This window comes from Micromonospora halotolerans (assembly GCF_032108445.1).
Lineage (GTDB): Bacteria > Actinomycetota > Actinomycetes > Mycobacteriales > Micromonosporaceae > Micromonospora > Micromonospora halotolerans.
This window is the reverse complement of the sequence record NZ_CP134876.1, coordinates 3,529,970-3,549,145: the sequence shown is the minus strand read 5'-3', so window position 1 is coordinate 3,549,145 and position 19,176 is coordinate 3,529,970. Positions and strand designations below refer to the sequence as shown.

The 19,176-nt window shown below is 75.8% G+C and carries 18 protein-coding genes; 10 read left to right on the top strand and 8 right to left on the bottom strand.

The window, feature by feature from the left end; genetic code table 11:
* Positions 1-72: 72 nt before the first annotated feature.
* From RMN56_RS16920 to RMN56_RS16910, 3 genes are all read left to right on the top strand, one after another.
* Positions 73-1,221: a carboxylate-amine ligase gene (locus RMN56_RS16920; protein WP_313718404.1), complete on the top strand. Its 1,149-nt coding sequence runs from the start codon at positions 73-75 to the stop codon at positions 1,219-1,221.
* A gap of 40 nt (positions 1,222-1,261) precedes the next feature.
* Positions 1,262-2,641 (top strand): FAD-dependent oxidoreductase, encoded by a 1,380-nt coding sequence (locus tag RMN56_RS16915; RefSeq protein ID WP_313724764.1) that lies wholly within the window; start codon positions 1,262-1,264, stop codon positions 2,639-2,641.
* A gap of 83 nt (positions 2,642-2,724) precedes the next feature.
* Positions 2,725-4,146 (top strand): WGR domain-containing protein, encoded by a 1,422-nt coding sequence (locus RMN56_RS16910; protein WP_313718402.1) that lies wholly within the window; start codon positions 2,725-2,727, stop codon positions 4,144-4,146.
* A 44-nt stretch (positions 4,147-4,190) separates the two neighbouring features.
* Here RMN56_RS16910 and RMN56_RS16905 read toward each other — a convergent pair whose 3' ends face one another.
* Both RMN56_RS16905 and RMN56_RS16900 read right to left on the bottom strand, forming a co-directional pair.
* Complete coding sequence (locus RMN56_RS16905) at positions 4,191-5,438, bottom strand: hypothetical protein (RefSeq protein WP_313718401.1); 1,248 nt, start codon at positions 5,436-5,438, stop codon at positions 4,191-4,193.
* Positions 5,435-5,956: a SigE family RNA polymerase sigma factor gene (locus RMN56_RS16900; protein ID WP_313718400.1), complete on the bottom strand. Its 522-nt coding sequence runs from the start codon at positions 5,954-5,956 to the stop codon at positions 5,435-5,437. The genes RMN56_RS16905 and RMN56_RS16900 overlap by 4 nt, the downstream gene beginning before the upstream one ends.
* Positions 5,957-6,043: 87 nt before the next feature.
* On the opposite strand from RMN56_RS16900, the gene RMN56_RS16895 reads away from it, so the two are divergent.
* Positions 6,044-6,910, top strand: a complete 867-nt coding sequence (locus tag RMN56_RS16895) for an aminoglycoside phosphotransferase family protein (RefSeq protein ID WP_313718399.1) — start codon at positions 6,044-6,046, stop codon at positions 6,908-6,910.
* A 39-nt stretch (positions 6,911-6,949) separates the two neighbouring features.
* Here the strand turns inward: RMN56_RS16895 and RMN56_RS16890 are convergent, their stop codons facing one another.
* Entirely contained in the window at positions 6,950-7,543 is a 594-nt protein-coding gene (locus tag RMN56_RS16890) for an NADPH-dependent FMN reductase (RefSeq protein ID WP_313718398.1), read from the bottom strand.
* A gap of 114 nt (positions 7,544-7,657) precedes the next feature.
* On the opposite strand from RMN56_RS16890, the gene RMN56_RS16885 reads away from it, so the two are divergent.
* On the top strand, positions 7,658-8,497 hold the full coding sequence (locus tag RMN56_RS16885) for a helix-turn-helix domain-containing protein (protein ID WP_313718397.1): 840 nt from the start codon (positions 7,658-7,660) through the stop codon (positions 8,495-8,497).
* Positions 8,498-8,549: 52 nt separating this feature from the next.
* On the opposite strand, the gene RMN56_RS16880 is transcribed toward RMN56_RS16885, so the two are convergent.
* Positions 8,550-9,359, bottom strand: coding sequence for an Fpg/Nei family DNA glycosylase (locus tag RMN56_RS16880; protein ID WP_313718396.1), 810 nt, complete (start codon positions 9,357-9,359; stop codon positions 8,550-8,552).
* 138 nt (positions 9,360-9,497) lie between these two features.
* Between RMN56_RS16880 and RMN56_RS16875 the strand changes: the two genes are divergently transcribed.
* From RMN56_RS16875 to rocD, 3 genes are all read left to right on the top strand, one after another.
* Entirely contained in the window at positions 9,498-10,235 is a 738-nt protein-coding gene (locus RMN56_RS16875) for a DMT family transporter (RefSeq protein WP_313718395.1), read from the top strand.
* A gap of 296 nt (positions 10,236-10,531) precedes the next feature.
* A complete protein-coding gene (ddaH, locus tag RMN56_RS16870; protein ID WP_262284897.1) occupies positions 10,532-11,347 on the top strand; it encodes a dimethylargininase in 816 nt (271 codons plus the stop codon).
* Positions 11,347-12,561, top strand: coding sequence for an ornithine--oxo-acid transaminase (gene rocD / locus RMN56_RS16865; protein ID WP_313724763.1), 1,215 nt, complete (start codon positions 11,347-11,349; stop codon positions 12,559-12,561). The genes ddaH and rocD overlap by 1 nt, the downstream gene beginning before the upstream one ends.
* 61 nt (positions 12,562-12,622) lie before the next feature.
* On the opposite strand, the gene RMN56_RS16860 is transcribed toward rocD, so the two are convergent.
* The 3 genes from RMN56_RS16860 to RMN56_RS16850 all read right to left on the bottom strand — a co-directional run bounded on the left by RMN56_RS16860 (position 12,623) and on the right by RMN56_RS16850 (position 17,796).
* Positions 12,623-13,771, bottom strand: coding sequence for an FHA domain-containing protein (locus tag RMN56_RS16860; RefSeq protein WP_313718394.1), 1,149 nt, complete (start codon positions 13,769-13,771; stop codon positions 12,623-12,625).
* A 169-nt stretch (positions 13,772-13,940) separates the two neighbouring features.
* Positions 13,941-14,996 (bottom strand): fatty acid desaturase family protein, encoded by a 1,056-nt coding sequence (locus RMN56_RS16855; protein WP_313718393.1) that lies wholly within the window; start codon positions 14,994-14,996, stop codon positions 13,941-13,943.
* A gap of 121 nt (positions 14,997-15,117) precedes the next feature.
* Positions 15,118-17,796, bottom strand: a complete 2,679-nt coding sequence (locus RMN56_RS16850) for an SCO7613 C-terminal domain-containing membrane protein (protein ID WP_376787192.1) — start codon at positions 17,794-17,796, stop codon at positions 15,118-15,120.
* Positions 17,797-17,822: 26 nt separating this feature from the next.
* Between RMN56_RS16850 and RMN56_RS32685 the strand changes: the two genes are divergently transcribed.
* On the top strand, positions 17,823-18,239 hold the full coding sequence (locus tag RMN56_RS32685; protein WP_376787191.1) for a hypothetical protein: 417 nt from the start codon (positions 17,823-17,825) through the stop codon (positions 18,237-18,239).
* A 102-nt stretch (positions 18,240-18,341) separates the two neighbouring features.
* A complete protein-coding gene (locus RMN56_RS32680) occupies positions 18,342-18,788 on the top strand; it encodes a hypothetical protein (protein ID WP_376787190.1) in 447 nt (148 codons plus the stop codon).
* A 61-nt stretch (positions 18,789-18,849) separates the two neighbouring features.
* On the opposite strand, the gene cutA is transcribed toward RMN56_RS32680, so the two are convergent.
* Positions 18,850-19,170 carry a divalent-cation tolerance protein CutA gene (gene cutA, locus RMN56_RS16845; RefSeq protein WP_313718392.1) on the bottom strand — a complete coding sequence of 107 codons (321 nt, stop codon included), beginning with the start codon at positions 19,168-19,170 and terminating at the stop codon, positions 18,850-18,852.
* Positions 19,171-19,176 lie beyond the last annotated feature (6 nt).

The window sequence follows — 19,176 nt, the reverse complement described above, 5'->3', positions numbered from 1 at the left end:
CCCCCCGCCGACACGGTGGGTAACAGAGCGTCGACCGCGCGGCACGGTGCCGCGGCCGGTACGGAGTGGACGGTGGTCTCGATGAGCGGGTCAGTGGCGGAGCGGGAACGGAGCGCCGCACCGGGCGGCACGGACCTGCTGACAGTCGGCGTGGAGGAGGAGTTCCTTCTCGTCGACCCGCACACCGGGACCGCGGTGCCCGCCGTCGACCTGGTCATGGAACAGGTGCCGGCCGAGCTGCGGGGCCAGGTCGAGCGGGAGTTCCAGACCAGCCAGATCGAGATCGGCAGCCCACCCGGGCTGGAACTCTCCTCGATCCGGCACTCGCTCGGCATGCTCCGCGCCGAGCTGTCGGCCGCCGCCGAGCGGGCCGGCGTCCAGCTGCTGGCCATCGGCACCGGCCCGGTGGACGGGCCGGTGCCGCCGGTGGTGGACAAGCCCCGCTTCGACCGGATGATCGAGCGGTTCCGGCTGCTGGTGCCCGGCCCGGGCAACAACGGCATGCACGTGCACGTCGGCATCCCGGACGCGGAGATCGGGGTGCAGGTGCTCAACCACGTCCGGCCCTGGCTGCCGATCCTGCACGCGGTCACCGCCAACTCCCCGTTCGCCAAGGGCGAGGACACCGGCTACGCGAGCTGGCGCTCCGTGGAATGGGAGCGCTGGCCGTCGGTGGCGCCCACCCCCTGGCTGGAGTCGCACGAGCACTACGAGCGGCTGATCCGGCAGCTCATCGCCAGCGGCATGATGCTCGACGAGGGAATGCTCTACTGGTACGCCCGGCTCTCCGCCAAGTACCCGACCGTGGAGATCCGGATCGGTGACGTCTGCCCGTCGGTGGACGACGCGGTGCTGGTCGCCGCCCTGGTCCGGGCCCTGGTGGCCACCGCCATGACGGAGATCGCCGAGGGGCGGCCGGCCATCAACACCGACCACCACCTGCTGGTCGCCGCGCACTGGCGGGCGGCCCACGACGGGCTGGAGGGCGAGGGCGTCGACCTGACCGACGGCGAGCTGCGCCCGGCCTGGGAGCTGCTGGACGGGCTGGTCGAGCGGGTCCGCCCGGAACTGGAGCGGCACGGCGACCTCGACCGGGTGACCGACCTGCTGGGTGGGCTGCGCCGGCACGGCAGCGGCGCGGCCCGGCAACGGGCGGTCTTCGCGCGTACCGGCAAGATGGTCGACGTGGTCGCGGACGTGGCGCGGCAGACCCGGGGCTGAGCGCCCCCGCCGACCGGGCCGGCGTGACAGGATGAGCGTCGTGGCGGAGCGGATGGTCGTCGTCGGCGGGGACGCCGCCGGCATGTCGGCGGCCTCCCAGGCCCGGCGCCTCCGCGACCGGGCCGACCTGGAGATCGTCGCCTTCGAGCGCGGCCACTTCACCTCCTACTCGGCGTGCGGCATCCCCTACTGGGTCAGCGGGCTGGTCCCGGGGCGGGACCAGCTCGTCGCCCGCGACCCGGCCACGTTCCGGGACAAGTTCGACGTCGACGTCCGGCTGCGTCACGAGGTCACCGAGATCGACCTGGACCGCCGCGAGGTGGTCGCCCGGGATCTGGAGGGCGGCGGCGAGGTCCGCACCGGCTTCGACACCCTCGTGTACGCCACCGGCGCGCGCCCCGTCCAGCCCGAGTGGGCCCTCGGCGGCGTGGCCGGCGTGTTCGGCATGCAGACCCTCGACGACGGCACCGCCCTGCTGGACTGGCTGGAGCGCGATCCCCGCCCCCGCCGCGCCGTGGTGGTCGGCGGCGGCTACATCGGGGTCGAGATGGCCGAGGCGCTGCTGCACCACGGGCTCTCGGTCGACCTGGTCGAGCAGGCCGACCAGCCGATGTCCACCGTGGACCCGGACATGGGCGAACTGGTGGCCGAGGCCATGCGCGGCACCGGCATCGGCATCCGCTCCGGCCTGACGGTCACCGGCCTCGACGAGCGGGACGGCCGGATCGCCGCGGTGGTCACCAACGAGGGGCCGATCCCGGCCGACGTCGTGGTGCTGGGCCTGGGCGTACGCCCGAACACCGCGCTCGGCGAGGCCGCCGGCCTGCCGGTCGGCCCGTCCGGGGCGATCCGCGTCGACCGGAGGATGCGGGTGCCCGGGGCGCCCGGTGTCTTCGCGGCCGGTGACTGCGTGGAGACGCTGCACCGGGTCAGCGGCCTGCCGATGCACATCCCGCTCGGCACCCACGCCAACAAGCAGGGCCGGGTCGCCGGCATCAACATCGGCGGCGGATACGCGACGTTCCCCGGCGTGATCGGCACGGCGGTGACGAAGGTCTGCGAGCTGGAGGTCGGGCGCACCGGCCTGCGCGAGCGGGACGCCACCGCGGCCGGCTTCGAGTTCGTCACCGTGCTCGCCGAGTCGACCAACCGGGCCGGCTACTACCCGGGAGCCCGGCCCATGACGGTCAAGCTGATCGCCGAGCGGCCCAGCGGCCGGCTGCTGGGCGCCCAGATCGTCGGCTGGTCCGAGGCGGCCAAGCGGATCGACGCGCTGGCCGTGGCGCTGTGGAACAACATGACAGTGGACGAGATGACCGCGCTCGACCTGGGCTACGCGCCGCCGTACGCCCCGGTCTGGGATCCGGTGCTGATCGCCGCCCGCAAGGCCGTCGACGCCCTCTCCCACGCCGGCCGCTGACCGAACGACCCGATCTTTGTCGGGGGGCGTCGTTAGCGTGTGGGCGCTGTCGCCGGTTCCGGCCCTTCCCCTCGGAGGCTTTCATGTCGCAGGAGACGACTTACCTCGAACTGTCCGAAGTGGACGGAGGAGCGCACAAGTTCTACGAGGTCGTGGTCGACGACACCACGATGACCGTGCGCTACGGCCGGATCGGCGACCAGGGCCAGGTCAAGATCAGCAACCATCCGGACAACGCCCGCGCCCGGGCCGCCGCCGCCAAGAAGATCGGCGAGAAGGTCCGCAAGGGCTACGCGCCGGCGGTGCCCGGCGTACGCCAGAAGCGGGCGGTCTCCCGCCGGCAGATCGTCAGCACCCGGTCCACCGCCCGCACCGCACCGGTCCTCTGGCGCTACGCCTCGGGTGCGCCCGCGTTCGGCATCTTCGTCGACGGGCGGACCTGCATGGTGGGCAACGAGCACGGCGTGATCACCACGCTCGACCACGACGCCCGGGTGCTCCACCAGGTCCGCCTCCCCGACGGGGTGAAGTGCATCGTCGCCGACGACGCCTGGATCTACGCGGGCTGCGACGACGGCAACGTCTACGACCTCTCCGGCAAGGTGCCCCGCGTGGCGTACGCGATCGCCCCGGACATCGACATCTACTGGCTGGACATCCACGACGGCGTGCTGGGTGTCTCCGACCGCGAGGGCGGCATCGCCGCGGTCGACCACGAGGACGAGTTCCTCTGGCGCCGGCCCGGGCGCGGCCGCTCCGCCTGGATGGTGCGGTGCGACCCCGACGCCCTCTACCACGGCCACTCTCAGGGGGTCACCGGCTACGACTGGCGGACCGGGCGTGAGCTGTGGCACACCCGCACCGGCGCGGTGCTCTTCGGCTGGCAGGAGCGCGACGCCGTGTTCGCCGGCACCGGCACCCGCGAGGTGGTGCGCCTGCGCAAGGACGGGCGCGCCGAACGCACCTACCGGTGCGACTCGGCGGTCTTCTCCTGCGCCACCGCCGAGGGCGGCCGGTACGTCTTCGCAGGCGACAGCGCCTCCTCGATCTACTGCTTCGACGAGGCCGGCAACCGGCTGTGGAAGCTCGGCACCGGGTGCGGCTCGGCCTACTCCATGCAGTACCACGACGAGCGGCTGTACGTGGTGACCACCGGTGGCTACCTGGCCTGCATCGACGCCAGCGAGCCGGCGATCCGGGCGGCCGAGGCGGGCAGCGTGCCCGAGGTGGTCGACGTGAAGGCCCCGGCCCGGCTGCCCGAGCCGGCCGCCTGGACCACCGTCGAGGTGACCACCGACGACCGGGCCGGCGTCGTGGTGCAGTGCGTCGAGCAGGGCGGCCGGACGCGCATCCGGGTGCTCTCCGACGGCTACCGGCGGGACTGGTCGGTGCAGTTCCCGAAGGGCATCCGGGAGCCGGGCGCGCGCTACCTGGTCGCCGAGGTCCGGGAGGCCGGCCGGGGCGGCTTCTACCGGGCGTACGGGGACATCCGCCGGCTGCGCTGAACGGCTCCGGTCCGGGGGCGGTGCGGGACCGCCCCCCGGACCGGTCACCGGCAGGTCCAGCGCACCGGCCGGACCTGGTCGTCGGAGCCGAGCTTCCCGCCGAGGACCCGGCCGTCGTCGCTGAAACTGGTCACGCTGCCCTGCCGATCGCCGCGCCAGCCGTCCGGCACGGGCAGCCGCACCGACCTCGTATCGGTGATCACCCCGGGGACGTCATCGGCGACCCACCCGGCCAGCCAGCCCCGACCGTTGCCGGTCCCGGCCCAGAGCACGCCCGTCAGCACCTCCGCACGCCCGGTCCGCAGGTCGATCCGCACCGGGTAGCTGGGTATGCCGCTCCGGGGAACCACCTTGGTGTCCCGTTCGGCGGTGCCGGTCACCCATCCACCGGCCAACGACAGGGGCGAGAACCGGTCGGCCTTCCCGCCGGGCACCCGCGGCAACGGCAGCACCTCCGGCCGAGCGGCGCCCGGACGCCACACCACCGCGCGGGCGGGCTTGTCCGGGTGCCCGTCGGACATCGCGGCCAGGATCGTGCCGTCCTCGTCGATGCCGATGGCCGCGCCCTCCCACTCCGGGCCGGGCAGTGGCAGGTCGACCGGCCGGCTCTGGTAGGAGTCCCAGACCACCGGCCGTTGGATCCAGGGTTTCCCGGGAACCAGGTTGCGGTAGCCGACGATCCGCCCGGCCTCGTTGACGGCCGTCGCGCCCCGGGCCGTCCCCCCGGGCAGGCCGATGACCTCGCCGTTGCGTACCGCCCACGCCCGCGACTCCATGCCGGCCCCCCACGACGAACCCACCGCCAGGCCGGCCCGGTTCACATCCGTCAACTCCTGCATCGATCCCGGCAGCTCGACCTCCCGGACCCGGTCCCCCTCCCAGATCAGCAGGCCGAGATCCGTGAGGCCCTGCCCCTGCGGGGCCCGACGGCCCACCAGCCACCGGCCGTCCGGGTCGCCGCCGGTGACCGCGGCCCGTGGATCGCCCGGCACGGGCAATAGCTCGGCCCTGCACACCCCCTGCCACGGGCCCGTCGGCTGCGGTCCGGGCAACGACGAGGTGGGGCTCGCGGCCGGCGCGGGGGCCGCCCGCCCGTTCCCGCCCAGTGCCGTCGGCAGCGCGGCCACCGCCAGCACACCCAGCGCGACGGCACCGGCCGCCGCCACCCGACGGTTGCGGCGGCGCCGGCGGGCCTCCCGGATCGCCCCCGGCAGGTCGACCCGGGGCGGGCCGGCCGGCTCGTCGTCCAGCCACCGCAGTTGCTCGGCGACGTGTTCGTCATCGGTCCTCATGCCCACCGCTCCTCTCCGGTCCGGCCTGCCATCTCACGATCTCCGAGCAGCCGTCGCATCGCCGCCAGGCCGTGCGAGGTCTGGCTCTTCACCGTGCCGGCCGAGCAGCCCAGCGTCCGGGCCACCTCCTCGACCGGCATGTCGTGCAGGAAGCGCAGCACCAGCACCGCCCGCTGGCGGGGCGGCACCTCGGCCAGGGCGTCGCGCAGCACGGTCCGTTCCTCGACGCCCCGGTCCTCGGTGGACCGCACGTCCGGTGGGCCGCCGAACAGGTGCACCCGCCACCAGCCGCGCCGCCGGGTGTCGAGGAAGTGCCGCACCAGCACCGTGCGGACGTACGCGTCGAGCTGCTCGACCTCGCCGATCCGCGCCCAGCGCAGGTAGAGCCGGGTGGCGGTCTCCTGCACCAGGTCGTCGGCCTGGTCGCGGTCGCCGCACAGTCCGTACGCGAGCCGGCGCAGCGCCGGCAGGCGGGCGGTGACGTACTCGATGTATTCCTGGTCCGATGCGTCCGGCATCCGGCCACCTCCGTGGGTTCGCTGTTCCAGACGGCATCGCGCCGGAATCGGTTGTACGCGACCGCCACCGGAACCCAGGATGGCCGGATGGAGATCCCCGAGGGGCTGCGCTGGACCGAACGGTATCCGGCCGGCCGGGAGTGGCTCGCCACCCTGCCGGACCGGCTGGCCGAGTGCGTCACGCGCTGGGAGCTGCGGGTCGGCCCACCCTTCGCGTACGCGTTCGCGTCGCTGGCCCTCCCGGCGGAGCTGCCCGACGGCACCCGGGCGGTGCTGAAGCTCCAGTACCCGGACGACGACAGCGTGCACGAGGCGACCGCGCTGGTGCACTGGGCCGGCCGGGGCGCCATCCGGCTGCTGGACCACGACGCGAGGCGGCGCGCGCTGCTGGTCGAGCGGTGCGACCCCGGCACCCCGCTGCACGGCCTGTCCCCCGATGCGGCGCTGGACGTGGCGATCGGGCTGCTCCCCCGGCTCGGCGTGCCGGCCGGCCCGCCGTTCACCCCGCTCGCCGAGGAGGCGGCCGGCTGGGCCGAGCGGCTGCCGGCCAAGTGGGAACGCCTGAACCGGCCGTACGAGCGGCGGCTGCTCGACGCCGCGCTCGGGATGCTCGCCGACCTGGCGCCCAGCCAGGGCGCGCAGGTGCTGGTCAACCAGGACCTGCACGCCGGCAACGTGCTGGCGGCCGGCCGCGAGCCGTGGCTGGTCATCGACCCGAAGCCGCTGGTCGGCGAGCCGGAGTTCGCCGTGGTGCCGCTGGTGCGCGGTCCCGAGCTGGGTCACTCGCCGGCGGCGGTGCGGCACCGGCTCGACCGGCTCAGCGCCGAGCTGGGTCTGGACCGGGAACGGGTCCGCGGCTGGGCGGTCGGGCAGACGCTGGCCTGGAGCATCGGGGAGGACCAGGTGTTCCCCCAGCAAATCGAGACGGTCCGCTGGCTGCTCGACGTGGCATGACCGGTCCGCGGGGACCGGCCACGCCACGGGACGCCACGGTCAGGCCGGGTACGGGACCGCCTCGCGTGCCGCCCGCAGGGCCCCGGCCCACCAGGCGAGCTGGTCCAGCAGGGTCTTGGCGTAGCCGGCCGCCGCCGGATCGAGCGGCTGGCCCTCCTGCCACGACGTGTAGTAGTTCGGGAAGGCCAGCCCGTCGCGGATCGTCACGGCGTGCAGTTCGGTGAGCACGTTCTCCAGGTGCAGGACGGCGTGCCGGCCGCCGGCCGCCCCGCCGTAGCTGACGAAGGCCACCGGCTTGGCCGTCCACTGGCTGAAGTGCCAGTCGATGGCCGACTTCAGCGCGGCCGGGTAGCTGTGGTTGTACTCCGGGGTGACCATGATGAACGCGTCCGCCTCCGCCAGCCGGGAGGTCAGCGGCGCCATCGCCGCCGGGCGCGGGTACGCGTCGCCGGCGTACTTCGGGGAGACCTCCGGCAGCGCCAGCGGGATCTCGACCTCGGCGAGATCGACGACGTCGACGTCGAACCCGCCGTGCTCGCGCGCCCGCTCGGCGACCCAGGACGCGATGACCGGCCCGAACCGGCCCTCGCGGACGCTTCCGATGACAATGACCAACCTGTGCTTCTCGTTCATGCGGTCCACGGTCCGCCGTCGCGACGGCGGCAACCAGACCGGGCGCAGGCTGGCCCCCGCAGGGCCACGCTGCGCCGGCCGGTGCGGCCGGAATCCGGCCTAGACTCCCCACCCATGGGTACGCCACTGGGCGACTTCGTCCGTGCCAAGCGCGACAGCATCCAGCCGGAGTCCTTCGGCCTGCCCGATCGGGGCCGGCGCCGCTCCCCCGGCCTGACCCGGGCGGAGGTGGCCACCCGCTCGGGGATCAGCGTGGAGTACCTGACCCGCATCGAGCAGGGCCGGGACCGCAACCCCTCGCACGCGGTGCTGCACGCCCTCGCGGACGGGCTGAGCCTCGACGCCGGGGAGCGCCACCACCTGCGCTATCTCGCCAAGATCACCGGCGGGGGCTGCCCCGGGCACCGGCCGCCGGCGCCGCCCAACCGCGAGGTACGGCCCACCGTGCGGGAGACCCTCCGGCTGCTCGAACCCGGGGTGGCGTTCGTCACCAACCGGCTGGGCGACGTGCTCGCGCACACGGGCGGGTTCGGGCTGGTCATGGGCGGGATCGGGCTGCTCGACACCGACGAACCGAACCTGACCCGCTTCGTGTTCACCGATCCGCGCGCCCGGAGCGTGTTCCCCGACTGGGACCAGGTGGCCGACGAGCGGGCCTTCGACCTGTGGCTCGGGCCCTCCGCGGAAAGCTCCGAGTGGTTCAGGGTCCAACTCGCCCCCGTCGCCGGGCCGGAGTTCACCCGGCGGCTCCAACGGCACCTGCCGCCGCCACAGGTTCCGCTCCGGCTCGACCATCCCGCCGTAGGAGAGCTGCGCTGGCACCGGGAGAAGCTGGAGTTGCCGAGCACCGACGCCCAGGAACTGGTCGTGCTCCTGCCCGCCGACGAGGCGACCGCGCAGGCCGTCGAGGGGCTCCGGCACCGCCGGCACGGCACCCTTCGCGCCGTCGGCTGACCGGGCCGGTCAGCCCGGCCGGCAGGTGGCACACGTCAATTGACCGGACCGGTCAGCGGGCCTGGCAGGTGGCGCACCAGTAGAGGTTGCGGCCGGCGAGGGCACCCCGGCTCACCTCGGTGCCGCAGACGTGGCAGGGATCGCCCGGCCGGCGGTAGACGTAGACCTCGCCGCCGTGCCGGTCGACCCGGGGCGCCCGCCCCATGGCCTCCGGCAGGTGCTCGTCGCGCACGGTGTCGATCCGGCCCCGCTCGACGGCGACGGTCATCAGCGCGACCAGGTCGGCCCAGAGTTCCGCCCAGCCGGCCGGGGTGAGGTTCCGCCCGGGCAGCAGCGGCGGCAGCCCGGCCCGGAACAGCGCCTCGACCACGAAGATCAGGCCGGTGCCGGCCACCACCGACTGGTCCAGCAGCAGCGCCGCCAGCGGGGTGGGGCTGCGCCGGATCCGGGCGTACGCCCGCTCGGGGTCGGCGTCGGCGCGCAGCGGGTCGGGACCGAGCCGGTCGCGCAGGGCGGCCACCTCGGGCGGGGTGAGCAGCTCGCACGCGGTCGGCCCGCGCAGATCCAGCCAGTGCCGGTCGCTCGTCAGCCGAAGCCGGATCTGCCCGACCGGGGGCGGCGGCTCACCCGGGCCGTCGGTGACCTTGCCGTAGAGCCCGAGGTGGACGTGCAGGGTCAGCTCGCCGGCGTAGTGGTGCAGCAGGTGCTTGCCGTACGCCTCGGTGCCGTCCAGGACGGTGCCGGTGAGCCGGGCCGCGCCCTCGGCGAAGCGGCCCTGCGGGCTGGCGGCGTGCACCTTGTCACCGGCGAAGAGCTCGGCGTGCCGGGCCGCCAGGCGGTGGATGGTGTGTCCCTCTGGCACGACGGCAACGGTAGCCCGCCGGGCGGGACACCGCCGACCAGGAGCGGCGGCGATGTCGACGGGTGTCGACGTGTCCGCCACGGGGTACCTCAGGAGCGTCACGCGCGGTCTCCGCGCCGGAGATCAGGAGGTGTCCCAGTGAAGATTCTGTCCCGCCGGAACGGTCCGGCGCGTACCGATGACGTCAACGGCGACGGGGTGGTCGACGACCGCGACCGGGTGGACGAGCGGCCGGTGGTCGCCGACCGGGACGCGGAGCGGACCACCTACCGCAGCGCCGCCACCGCGACCGACGGCGAGCGCGCCCGCGACGCCGTCCCGCCCGTCGAGGGCGAGCCCGCCACGGACTCGCGGCGGCGCGCGGCCGACCGGGCCGCGGCGGCCCGCGCGGCCACCGGCCACCGGCCGGACGTGGGCTCCCGACCCGTGGAGCCGGCGGCCGACCCGGAACCGGCCGCGGAGCGCACCGTCGACCTCGACCGCGACGGCCGGCCGGACCGGCCGGTCGACCGGGACCCGGCCGTGGAGCGGGTCGAGCCGGTCACCACGAAGCGGCCCCGGGCCAGCCTGCTCGCCACCCTGGGCCTGATCGTCTCGGTGGTCGGCGCGCTGTTCGTGCTCTCCGGCACCCTCGCCGGCTACGGCATCGGCCTCGGCGCGGTCGGCGCGGTGCTCGCCGTGCTCGGTCTGATCGCCACCCGCCGCCGGCACGTGGCCGGCAAGACCGACGCGCTGATCGGCATCGTCGTCGGGCTCGCCGCCGTGGTGCTCGGCATCGTGGCGATGACCGGCCAGTTCGACTGGCCGACCACCGACGGCGACTGGGTCGGCCGGTTCCGGGAGTGGCTCGACTCACAGTTTGCGGATCTCTTCTGACGGGCAGTTTCCCGGTCGCCGGCGCAGCGCCGGCACGCCCGATCAGCTCTGGTGGTTCACCGGCCGGGCAACCTCTTTCGGGGGCGGCGGTTCGCCGCCCCCGAAGTATGTCCGGGGTCCGCCGCCCCCGGACGCAACGATCGGTCGTGCAGTGTCGGGCAGACGCAACGATCCGTCGCTCAACGCAACTTCCGGCGGTGGATGTCGTCTACCCGGGCCGCATACCGTTGGACCACGGCGCCAGCCCGTGGGCCACGGTGGCCGGGCGCGCCCGACCCTGGGAGCACGACATGACGATGGACGCGACCCGCCAGCGCTTTCTGATGTGCCGGCCGACGTACTTCGCCGTCGACTACGCGATCAACCCGTGGATGGACCCCACCGCACCGGTCGACGCCGACCTGGCGATCCGGCAGTGGGAGCAGCTCCGCCGCACCTACCTGGACCTGGGCCACGAGGTCGAGCTGATCGACCCGGTCAGCGGCCTGCCGGACATGGTCTTCGCGGCCAACGGCGGCACGGTGATCGACGGCAAGGCCATGGCCGTGCAGTTCCGCGACCCGCAGCGCGCCGACGAGGCGCCCGCCTACCGGGCCTGGTTCGAGGCCGCCGGCTTCGAGATGTACGACCCGAAGCACGTCAACGAGGGTGAGGGCGACGTCCTGCTGGTCGGCGACCACCTGCTCGCCGGCACCGGGTTCCGCACCGCGCACGCCTCGCACGCGCAGCTCCAGGAGGTCTTCGGCTACCCGGTGATCACCATGCAGCTGGTGGACGCGCGCTTCTACCACCTGGACACCGCGCTCACCGTGCTCGACGAGCGGACCGTGGCGTACCTGCCGGAGGCGTTCTCCCCGGGCAGCCGCGCGGTGCTCCGCCGGCTCTTCCCCGACGCGATCCACGCCACGATGGCCGACGCCGAGGTGCTGGGGCTGAACGCGGTCAGCGACGGCCGGCACGTGGTGCTGCCCGCGCAGGCCACCGACCTGGCCGCGAAGCTGCGCGACCGGGGCTACGAGACCATCGGTATCGACCTGTCCGAGCTGCGCAAGGCCGGCGGCGGACCGAAGTGCTGCACGTTGCGACTCCGTCAGGGAAAGGCACTCAAGTGATCATCGACGACATGCTGCGGACGCCCGCCGCGGTACGGGACGCGGAGCGTCACACGGCGCACAACTACCACCCGCTGCCCGTGGTGATCTCGTCGGCCGAGGGCGCCTGGCTGACCGACGTGGACGGCCGGCGTTACCTGGACTGCCTGGCCGGCTACTCGGCGCTGAACTTCGGCCACCGCCACCCGAAGCTGATCGAGGCCGCGCACGCGCAGCTCGACCGGCTCACCCTGACCAGCCGCGCGTTCATCCACGACCAGTTTGCCGACTTCTGCCGCGAGCTGGCCGCGCTCTGCGGCAAGGACCTGGTGCTGCCGATGAACACCGGCGCCGAGGCGGTGGAGACCGGCATCAAGGTCGCCCGCAAGTGGGGCTACCAGGTCAAGGGCGTGACCCCGGGCCAGGCCAACATCGTGGTCGCCGAGGGGAACTTCCACGGCCGGACCACCACCATCGTCAGCTTCTCCACTGACGAGGACGCCCGCGCCGACTTCGGGCCGTACACGCCGGGCTTCACCGTGGTCCCCTACGGCGACCTGGCCGCGCTGACCGCCGCGATCGACGAGAACACCGTGGCCGTGCTGCTCGAGCCGATCCAGGGCGAGCAGGGCGTCGTGGTGCCGCCGGAGGGCTACCTGCCCGGCGTCCGCCAGGTCTGCACCGAGCGGAACGTGCTCTTCATCGCCGACGAGATCCAGTCCGGCCTGGGCCGCACCGGCGCCACCTTCGCCTGCGAGCACGAGGGTGTCGTCCCGGACATGTACCTGCTGGGCAAGGCGCTCGGCGGCGGCATCGTGCCGGTCTCGGCGGTCGCCGCGAACGCCGACGTGCTCGGGGTGCTCAAGCCGGGCCAGCACGGCTCGACCTTCGGCGGCAACCCGCTGGCCTGCGCGGTCGCCACCGAGGTGGTCCGGCTGCTGGCCACCGGCGAGTTCCAGCGCCGCTCGACCGAGCTGGGCGAGCGGCTGCACGCCGGCCTGCGCGGTCTGATCGGCAAGGGCCTGGTCGCGGTCCGGGGCCGGGGCCTCTGGGCCGGGCTGGACATCGACCCGGCGCTGATGACCGGCCGGGAGGCCTGCGAGCGGCTCATGGAGCGGGGCGTCCTGGCCAAGGACACCCACGGCTCGACCATCCGGCTCGCCCCGCCGCTGGTGATCACCGAGGAGGAGATCGACCACGCGGTGGCGCAGCTCGCCGCCGTGCTGGCCGGCTGATCCGCGTACGCGAGTAAAGGGCGCCGGGACCACGACGGTCCCGGCGCCCTTCCGCGTCGCGTCAGGGGCGCGGCAGCCGCATCGCCATGGTGGGCGCCTCGGCCATCACCGAGGTCGGGCTGAACTTCGCGTCGCTGGCCATCGCGTCGGCGCGGCCGATCTGCACGCCTGGATAGAGCTCGACGAGGTCGCCCTCGCCGAGCACCCGGGACTGCTGCGGGGCCAGCGCGACCCGGTCCGGCTCGGCCATCGAGCCGTTCGGCCGCACGCCCGAGCCGTTGGTGCTGGTGTCGGTGACCACCACCTCGCCCACCCGGAGTTCGAGACGGATGTGGTTGCGGCTGATCCAGCGCCGCGCCTCGTCGTTGAGCCACTGGCCGAGCACGATCCCGCCGGTCGCCTCGGGCGCCCGCCCGACCGCGACCGGCTGGTTCTCGGTGAGCGCGAACCGCTGCCGGACCAGCCCGCCGATCCGCACCGCCAGCACGGCGGTACGCGGCCGCGGCCCGGCGTCACCGAGCCGGGTGCCGTGCCGGGGGCAGGTCGGCACGCCGTTGCGCAGCGTGGGTGGCGGCTGCCCGGCCGGGGCGCGGTCCACCCGGGCCAGGTCGGCGAAGGCACCCCCGCCCCCGCCGCCGCCGAACAGCGCGCAGCCCGGCTCGGGGCAGCGCCACTGGCGGGCGAGCAGCTTCGCGCCGACCGGCGAGCGGCTGCCGGTGGCCGGGGTCTGCCCGCCGCCGACATGGGCGATGAAGACGGGACCGCCGGCGCCCGGCACCGGGGCGAGCACCCGGCCGGCCTGGCCGAGCCACGGCCACCGGCCGCCCAGCCCGTCGAACCGGACCCGGGTGAGCACCGGCAGGCCGAGCAGGTCGGCCACCTCCAGCATCCGGTCACCGGGGTGGTCGAGCACCTCGACCAGGCCGTCGTCGGCCCACCGCCGGACGACCATCCGCTCGTTGGAGGTCAGGTCCGCGTCGGAGAGCAGGGCCCGGTGCACGATCGCGTAGACCGGGACGCTGTCCTCCTCCATCTGCCGGGACAGCGCGTCGATCACCATGCCGAGCCGCAGCAGGCTGGCCGGCCGCCCGCCGTCCAGGTCCTGCCAGCGGATCACCTCGGCGAGGTCGACCACCGCCCGGGCCAGCGAGGGATCGGTGCAGACCCGACCCTCGATGGCGTCCAGCACCTTGCTGATCTCGAATCTCATGCCGCGCTCCGGACGGTGTCGTGGGTCCGCCGGGCCGGGGCCGGCCGCCCCGCCTCGGCTCGCACCGCCGCCGCGGTGAGCAGGTCTGCCATGCGACGACCCTACCGGCAGCCCCGACCGGCGCCCCGCGACGCACGCCGGAAATCGAGCCTCGTCGCTCACCGGCGGCTCAGCCCTGCCGCAGCGGCCGGCCCACCTCGTGCATGTGCGCGAGCGCCTGCCGGTACGACTCGACCAGCCCGGTCTCCGCGTACGGGATGCCCTGCTCGGCGCAGTAGGCGCGGACGATCGGCCGGGCACGCCGCAGGTTGGCCCGGGGCATGTTCGGGAAGAGGTGGTGCTCGATCTGGTAGTTGAGCGCGCCCAGCGCCACGTCGACGAACCGCCCGCCGCGCACGTTGCGCGAGGTGAGCACCTGCTTGCGCAGGTAGTCGAGCTCGTCCTCGGCGGTGGGCATCGGCATGCCCTTGTGGTTCGGGGCGAACGCGCAGCCCATGTACAGGCCCCACAGCGCCTGGTGGACGGCCGCGAAGAGCAGCGCCTTGCCGGGCGACATCACCGCGAACAGCAGACCGAGGTAGCCGACGGTGTGCGCGAGGAGCAGCACCCCTTCCACCGCGCGGTGGCGGACCGGGGTGCGCCACCGGCCGTCCGGCTCCCGGCCGACCAGCGCCCGCACGCTGGCCACGTGCAGCGCCAGCCCCTCCAGGAGCAGCAACGGGAAGAACAGCCACGCCTGCCGCCGGGCCATCCACCGGCTCAGGCCGCGGGTCGCCGCCGCCTGCTCGTACGTCCAGACCAGCGCGCCCGCCCCGACGTCCGGGTCCTCGTCGGCGTGGTTCGGGTTGGCGTGGTGCCGGTTGTGCTTGTCCACCCACCAGCCGTAGCTCAGCCCGACCGCGAGGTTCCCGGTGACCAGGCCGGCGGCCTCGCTCGGCCCGCGCCGGCGGAACATCTGCCGGTGGCCGGCGTCGTGCCCGAGGAACGCCACCTGGGTGGTGGCCACCGCCATGAGCGCCGCCAGCGGCACCTGCCACCAGGAGTCGCCGACCGCCACCACCACGGCCCAGCCGGCCAGGAAGGCGCCCAGGGTGAGCGCGATCCGGGCCGCGTACCGGCCGGGTCGCCGGTCGAACAGGCCGGCGGCGGCGACCCGGCGGGACAGCCGCGCGTAGTCGCTGCCCCGCCGGGTCTCCGCCGGTGCCGTCAACGTCGATGAGGTCATCCGCTCCCCCGCTCCTCGGTTCGCGCGCCACGCCGGCGACACGACTCTGTGTAACCGATTCTTCGGGGAATGACTGCGGTAAGTAATCCTGGCAACCCCCCAGCCCGGGGTGGTGCTAGCCCTACCTCATCCCGCCCACCGCGGCCCGGAGCCGGGCCAGGTCCCGCCGGCGCCGCTCGTAGGTCGCGGCGAGCGCGATCAGCGCCAGGCCGCCCAGGCCGAGGAAGATCCAGCGGGGCAGCAGGTCCCAGCCGCGGGCCAGCTCGTGCAGGGCCAGCGGGACCAGGGTCGCCGTCCCCAGCAGGACCGGCGCCTGCCAGCGCCGGACCGCCCCGCCGAGCACCGCGCCCAGCGCCACCAGGCCGAGGGTCAGCCGGCGGGCCGGCTGCGCGTCCGGCGCGGCCAGCACCGACACCAGGCTGGGCAGCAGCGCCGCGCCGAGCCCCGGGCCGAGCGCCAGCCAGCTGTTCAGCCCCGGCCGGGTCCGCAGCGCCAGCAGGCCCGCGCCGAGGGCGAGCGCCGCCGCCGGCAGGGTGTACGCCTCCAGCACCGCCACCCCGCCGGCGGCCAGCAGCAGCCAGCCGCCGAGCAGCTCGCTGCCCCCGGCGACCGCCGCGAGGGCCCACCGCCGGGCCGGCGTCTCGCTCCGGCGCAGCACCCGGACGGCCACCACCACGCCCCACAGCACGCAGACGGCCGCCGCGTGCCGCAGCGCGCCGCCGGTGAGCAGCAGCGCCAGCAGCGCCACCGCCTGCGCCGCCGCCTCCAGCGCCACGGCCCCGACCGCCACGCCCGCGCGGGCCGGAGCGGCCGCCCGCGCCGCCTCCGCCGGCCCGGCCGCCGCCCCACCCGCCGGCTGGGCCGGTCCGGGCGCGCCGGCGGTCCGGGCGCGCAGCGCCGGCACCGCGTGCAGGGTCACCGCCGCGACGGCCAGCACCGCGAACCCGGAGGTACGCAGCGGCAACCCGCCGGCCAGCGCCGCGGTGACCGCGAAGCCGGTGGCCGTCGCCACGGCGCTCAGCCAGCCGGCCAGCCGGGCCTCGGCCGGCCGGCCGGCCGCACCAACCACGGCCGCCGCGACGACCAGCACCCCCAGCCCGGCGAGGGTTCCGGCCCGGGTGGCGACGAGCCCACCCAGCCCGGGAGCGGTGAGGGCGACCCACAGCGGCAGGAGCACCAGCGGCGCGGCCGGGCGCGGGCCGGCGAGCGTGGCCAGCAGCAGCGCGGCCACCCCGGTCCCGAAGACCAGCGCGGGTACCACGGGCCACGGCGCGCCGGCCGCCGCCAGCAGCACCGGCAGGGCCACCGCGCCGAACGGCAGCCCGGCCAGCGCGGCCAGCCACCGGTCGCCGCTCCGGCTGATCCAGCTCGGCGCGTCCGCCGCCGCGCGGTCACCCGGCGCGGGCGCCATCCAGGCGTACGCCGCCGCGGCGGCCCCGAGCAGCAGCAACACCAGCCCGGCGCGCCCCGCCCCCGGCGCCGGCTCGACGGCGGGCACCCCGGACCAGGGCCGGACCGGCAGGTCCAGGAGCACGGCCAGGGCGGCCGGGGCGGCGGCGAGCAGTGCCAGGCCGGCCAGCACGGAGCCGACCGCCCGCGGGGCGGGACCGGGCCGGACGCCGCCGCCGGCGGCCAGCGCCAGCAGCGCACCGGCGGCCGCGTAGAGCGCCACGGGCTCCCCCGCCACCAGGGCCAGCGGCCCGAGGCCGACCGCCGCGAGCGCCACGGCGAGGCCGGTCGAGGCGTACCCGTGCAGGTCGGGCCAGTGGCGACGGACGGCGAGGACGGCGACCACCGGCACCGCGACGGCGGCGGTGGCGCCCCGGAGCTGCCACCAGGGCGGCGCGCCGAGGCCGAAGAGCGCCACGGCCGCCCCCGCCGGTACGGCGAGCAGCGCCACGGCCAGCGCCACCCCGGCGACGACCGGCTGCGCGCCCCGGCCCCGGCGGCCCCGCGCCGCCACGACCGGGCCGAGCGCCGCCAGGACGGCGAGCACGGCGCCCGCGCCGCCCGGGGCGGCGCAGCCGACCAGCAGGGCGTGCCCGAGCAGGACGGCCGCGGTGAACGCGGTGACCAGCACGGTGAGGTACCGGCGGCGGGGCCGGGCCACGGCCATCAGCAGCAGCGCGGTGGCCGCCACCAGGTCTGCGACCAGCACCAGCGGCCACGGGGTGGCCGCCACGGCCGGCGCGGCCAGCACGGCCAGCGCGCCACCGACCACCCCGATCAGCGGCCGGGCCGCCCGGGGTGCCAGCAGGGCGACCGCGCCGGCCGTGCAGAGCACGGCGACCGGCAGCTGCCACCCCCAGGACGGGACCGCGGCGGCCCGCCCGCCCTGCCAGGCGGGAAAGGAGGCGGCCGCGGTGGCCGTGGCGACCAGTCCGGTGAGGACGGTGGCGACCTGGCCGAGACCGGCGGCCACCAGGAAGGCGCCCAGTCGCGGGCCGGTCCGCGGCCCGGCCGGCAGGGCCCGGACCGCGCCGGCCAGCGCGACCACCACCAGACCCGCCGCCAGCAGCAGCAACCCGGGCCGCAGCGCCGCGACCGGCCGGATCAGGGCGGCGGCCAGCACGGGCACCAGCAGCCCGGCGGTGACCACCCGGTAGGTCCGGCCGCCCGCCGCCCGGGCCCCGGCGACCAGGGCGAGCGCCACCACCAGCAGCGGACCGCCGGCCAGCAGCGGCGTCCCGGCCGCCCGCCCGAGGGCCAGCGGCACCAGCGCGCAGCCCGCCGCCAGGGCCAGCGCGACGCCGTGCCCGGCCCAGGCGAGCACCCACCCGGCCAGCAGCGCGGACGGCACACCGGGCCGGACCGGGAGGGGCGGCGGTGCGGCGGCCGGCCCCCGCCGGCCGCCGCTCCCCGGTCCCCGCCCCCGGGTCGGGCTGGACCGGCCCCCCACCGGCCAACCCGACCCCGACCACCGGACCGGCCACCGGACCGGCACCGGGACCCGACGGGCCGGCCGACCCGACCCGGCCGCGCAGGGCGACCACCACCACGAGGTCGCCCAGCGCCAGCGCGGTCAGGACCAGCGCCCAGCCGGCGGCGGACGGCTCGGCGGCCGCCGCGGCCAGGGGCAGCACCGGCTGGGCGGTCAGCAGCGCCGCGAACCATGGCACGGTCAACCGGCTCAGGCGCGCGTACCCGGCCGCCACCGCCGCGCCGATCCCCCCGACCAGCGCCGCGTACCGGCTCCCCGGCCAGCCGGCCACCCCGAACAGGTCCACCGACCAGGCGGCGTAGCCGTCGAGGAGCACCAGGAGCAGCCCCACCGCCGCGAAGGTCTCGGCGGCGCCGCGCAGCCCGCGCGCCCGGGCCACCAGCGGCGCGGCGAGGGCCAGGGCGGTGAAGGCGAGCAGGATCAGCGCCCGCCCGGCGACCCCGAACGCGGCCCAGGCGACGGCGGTGAAGACCACCGCCGCGGCGCCGAGCAGCAGTCCACCGAGGACGAAGAGCAGGCTCTGCACGGCCCGGGTGGAGGTCTCCGCCCCGCCGGGGCGGGCCGGGACGGCGGCCGGCTGCGGGCGCACCGCCGGCGCGACCGGGACCGGGCGCGGGGCCGGGATCTCCAGGCGGATCCGGGCGGCCAGGTCGGCACGCCGCTGCCGGGCCGTGGACAGCCGGCCGGACAGCTCCTGGTACGCGGAACGGGCCGCCTCGACCCGCGGCGCCAGCTCGGCGATCTCGTGGTCCAGCCGGACCACCTCGGCGGCGGGCGGGTACGGCGGACGGCCGCAACCGGGACAGCCGGAGGCGAGGTCGGCGGGGGCGCCGCAGCCGGGGCAGGGGTAGCCGGTGTTCTCCACCCCGCCAGCATCCTGAGCGGCGGGGCGGGGAGACAGAGTAGGCGTACCTAGGGACGGGTGTGGTCGTGCACCCAGGCCGCGTAGTCGGGGTTGCCGCTCTCCACCCGGGTGACCAGGATCTCCGGCACCTCGTACGGGTGGTTGGCGCGGAGCTGGTCGACCAGCGCGTCCACCCGGTCCGGCGCGGTCTTGAACTGGATCGACCACTCGGCGGTGGTCTGGATCGCCGACTGCCACCAGTAGGTGCTGTCCACCTGCCCGCCGACCTGGGCGCACGCCGCCAGCCGACCGGCGACGGCCGCGGCCGCCAGCACGTCCGCGACGGAGCGGGCGTCCACCACCGTCGTCACCACGCAGATCTGCTCCACCAGCGC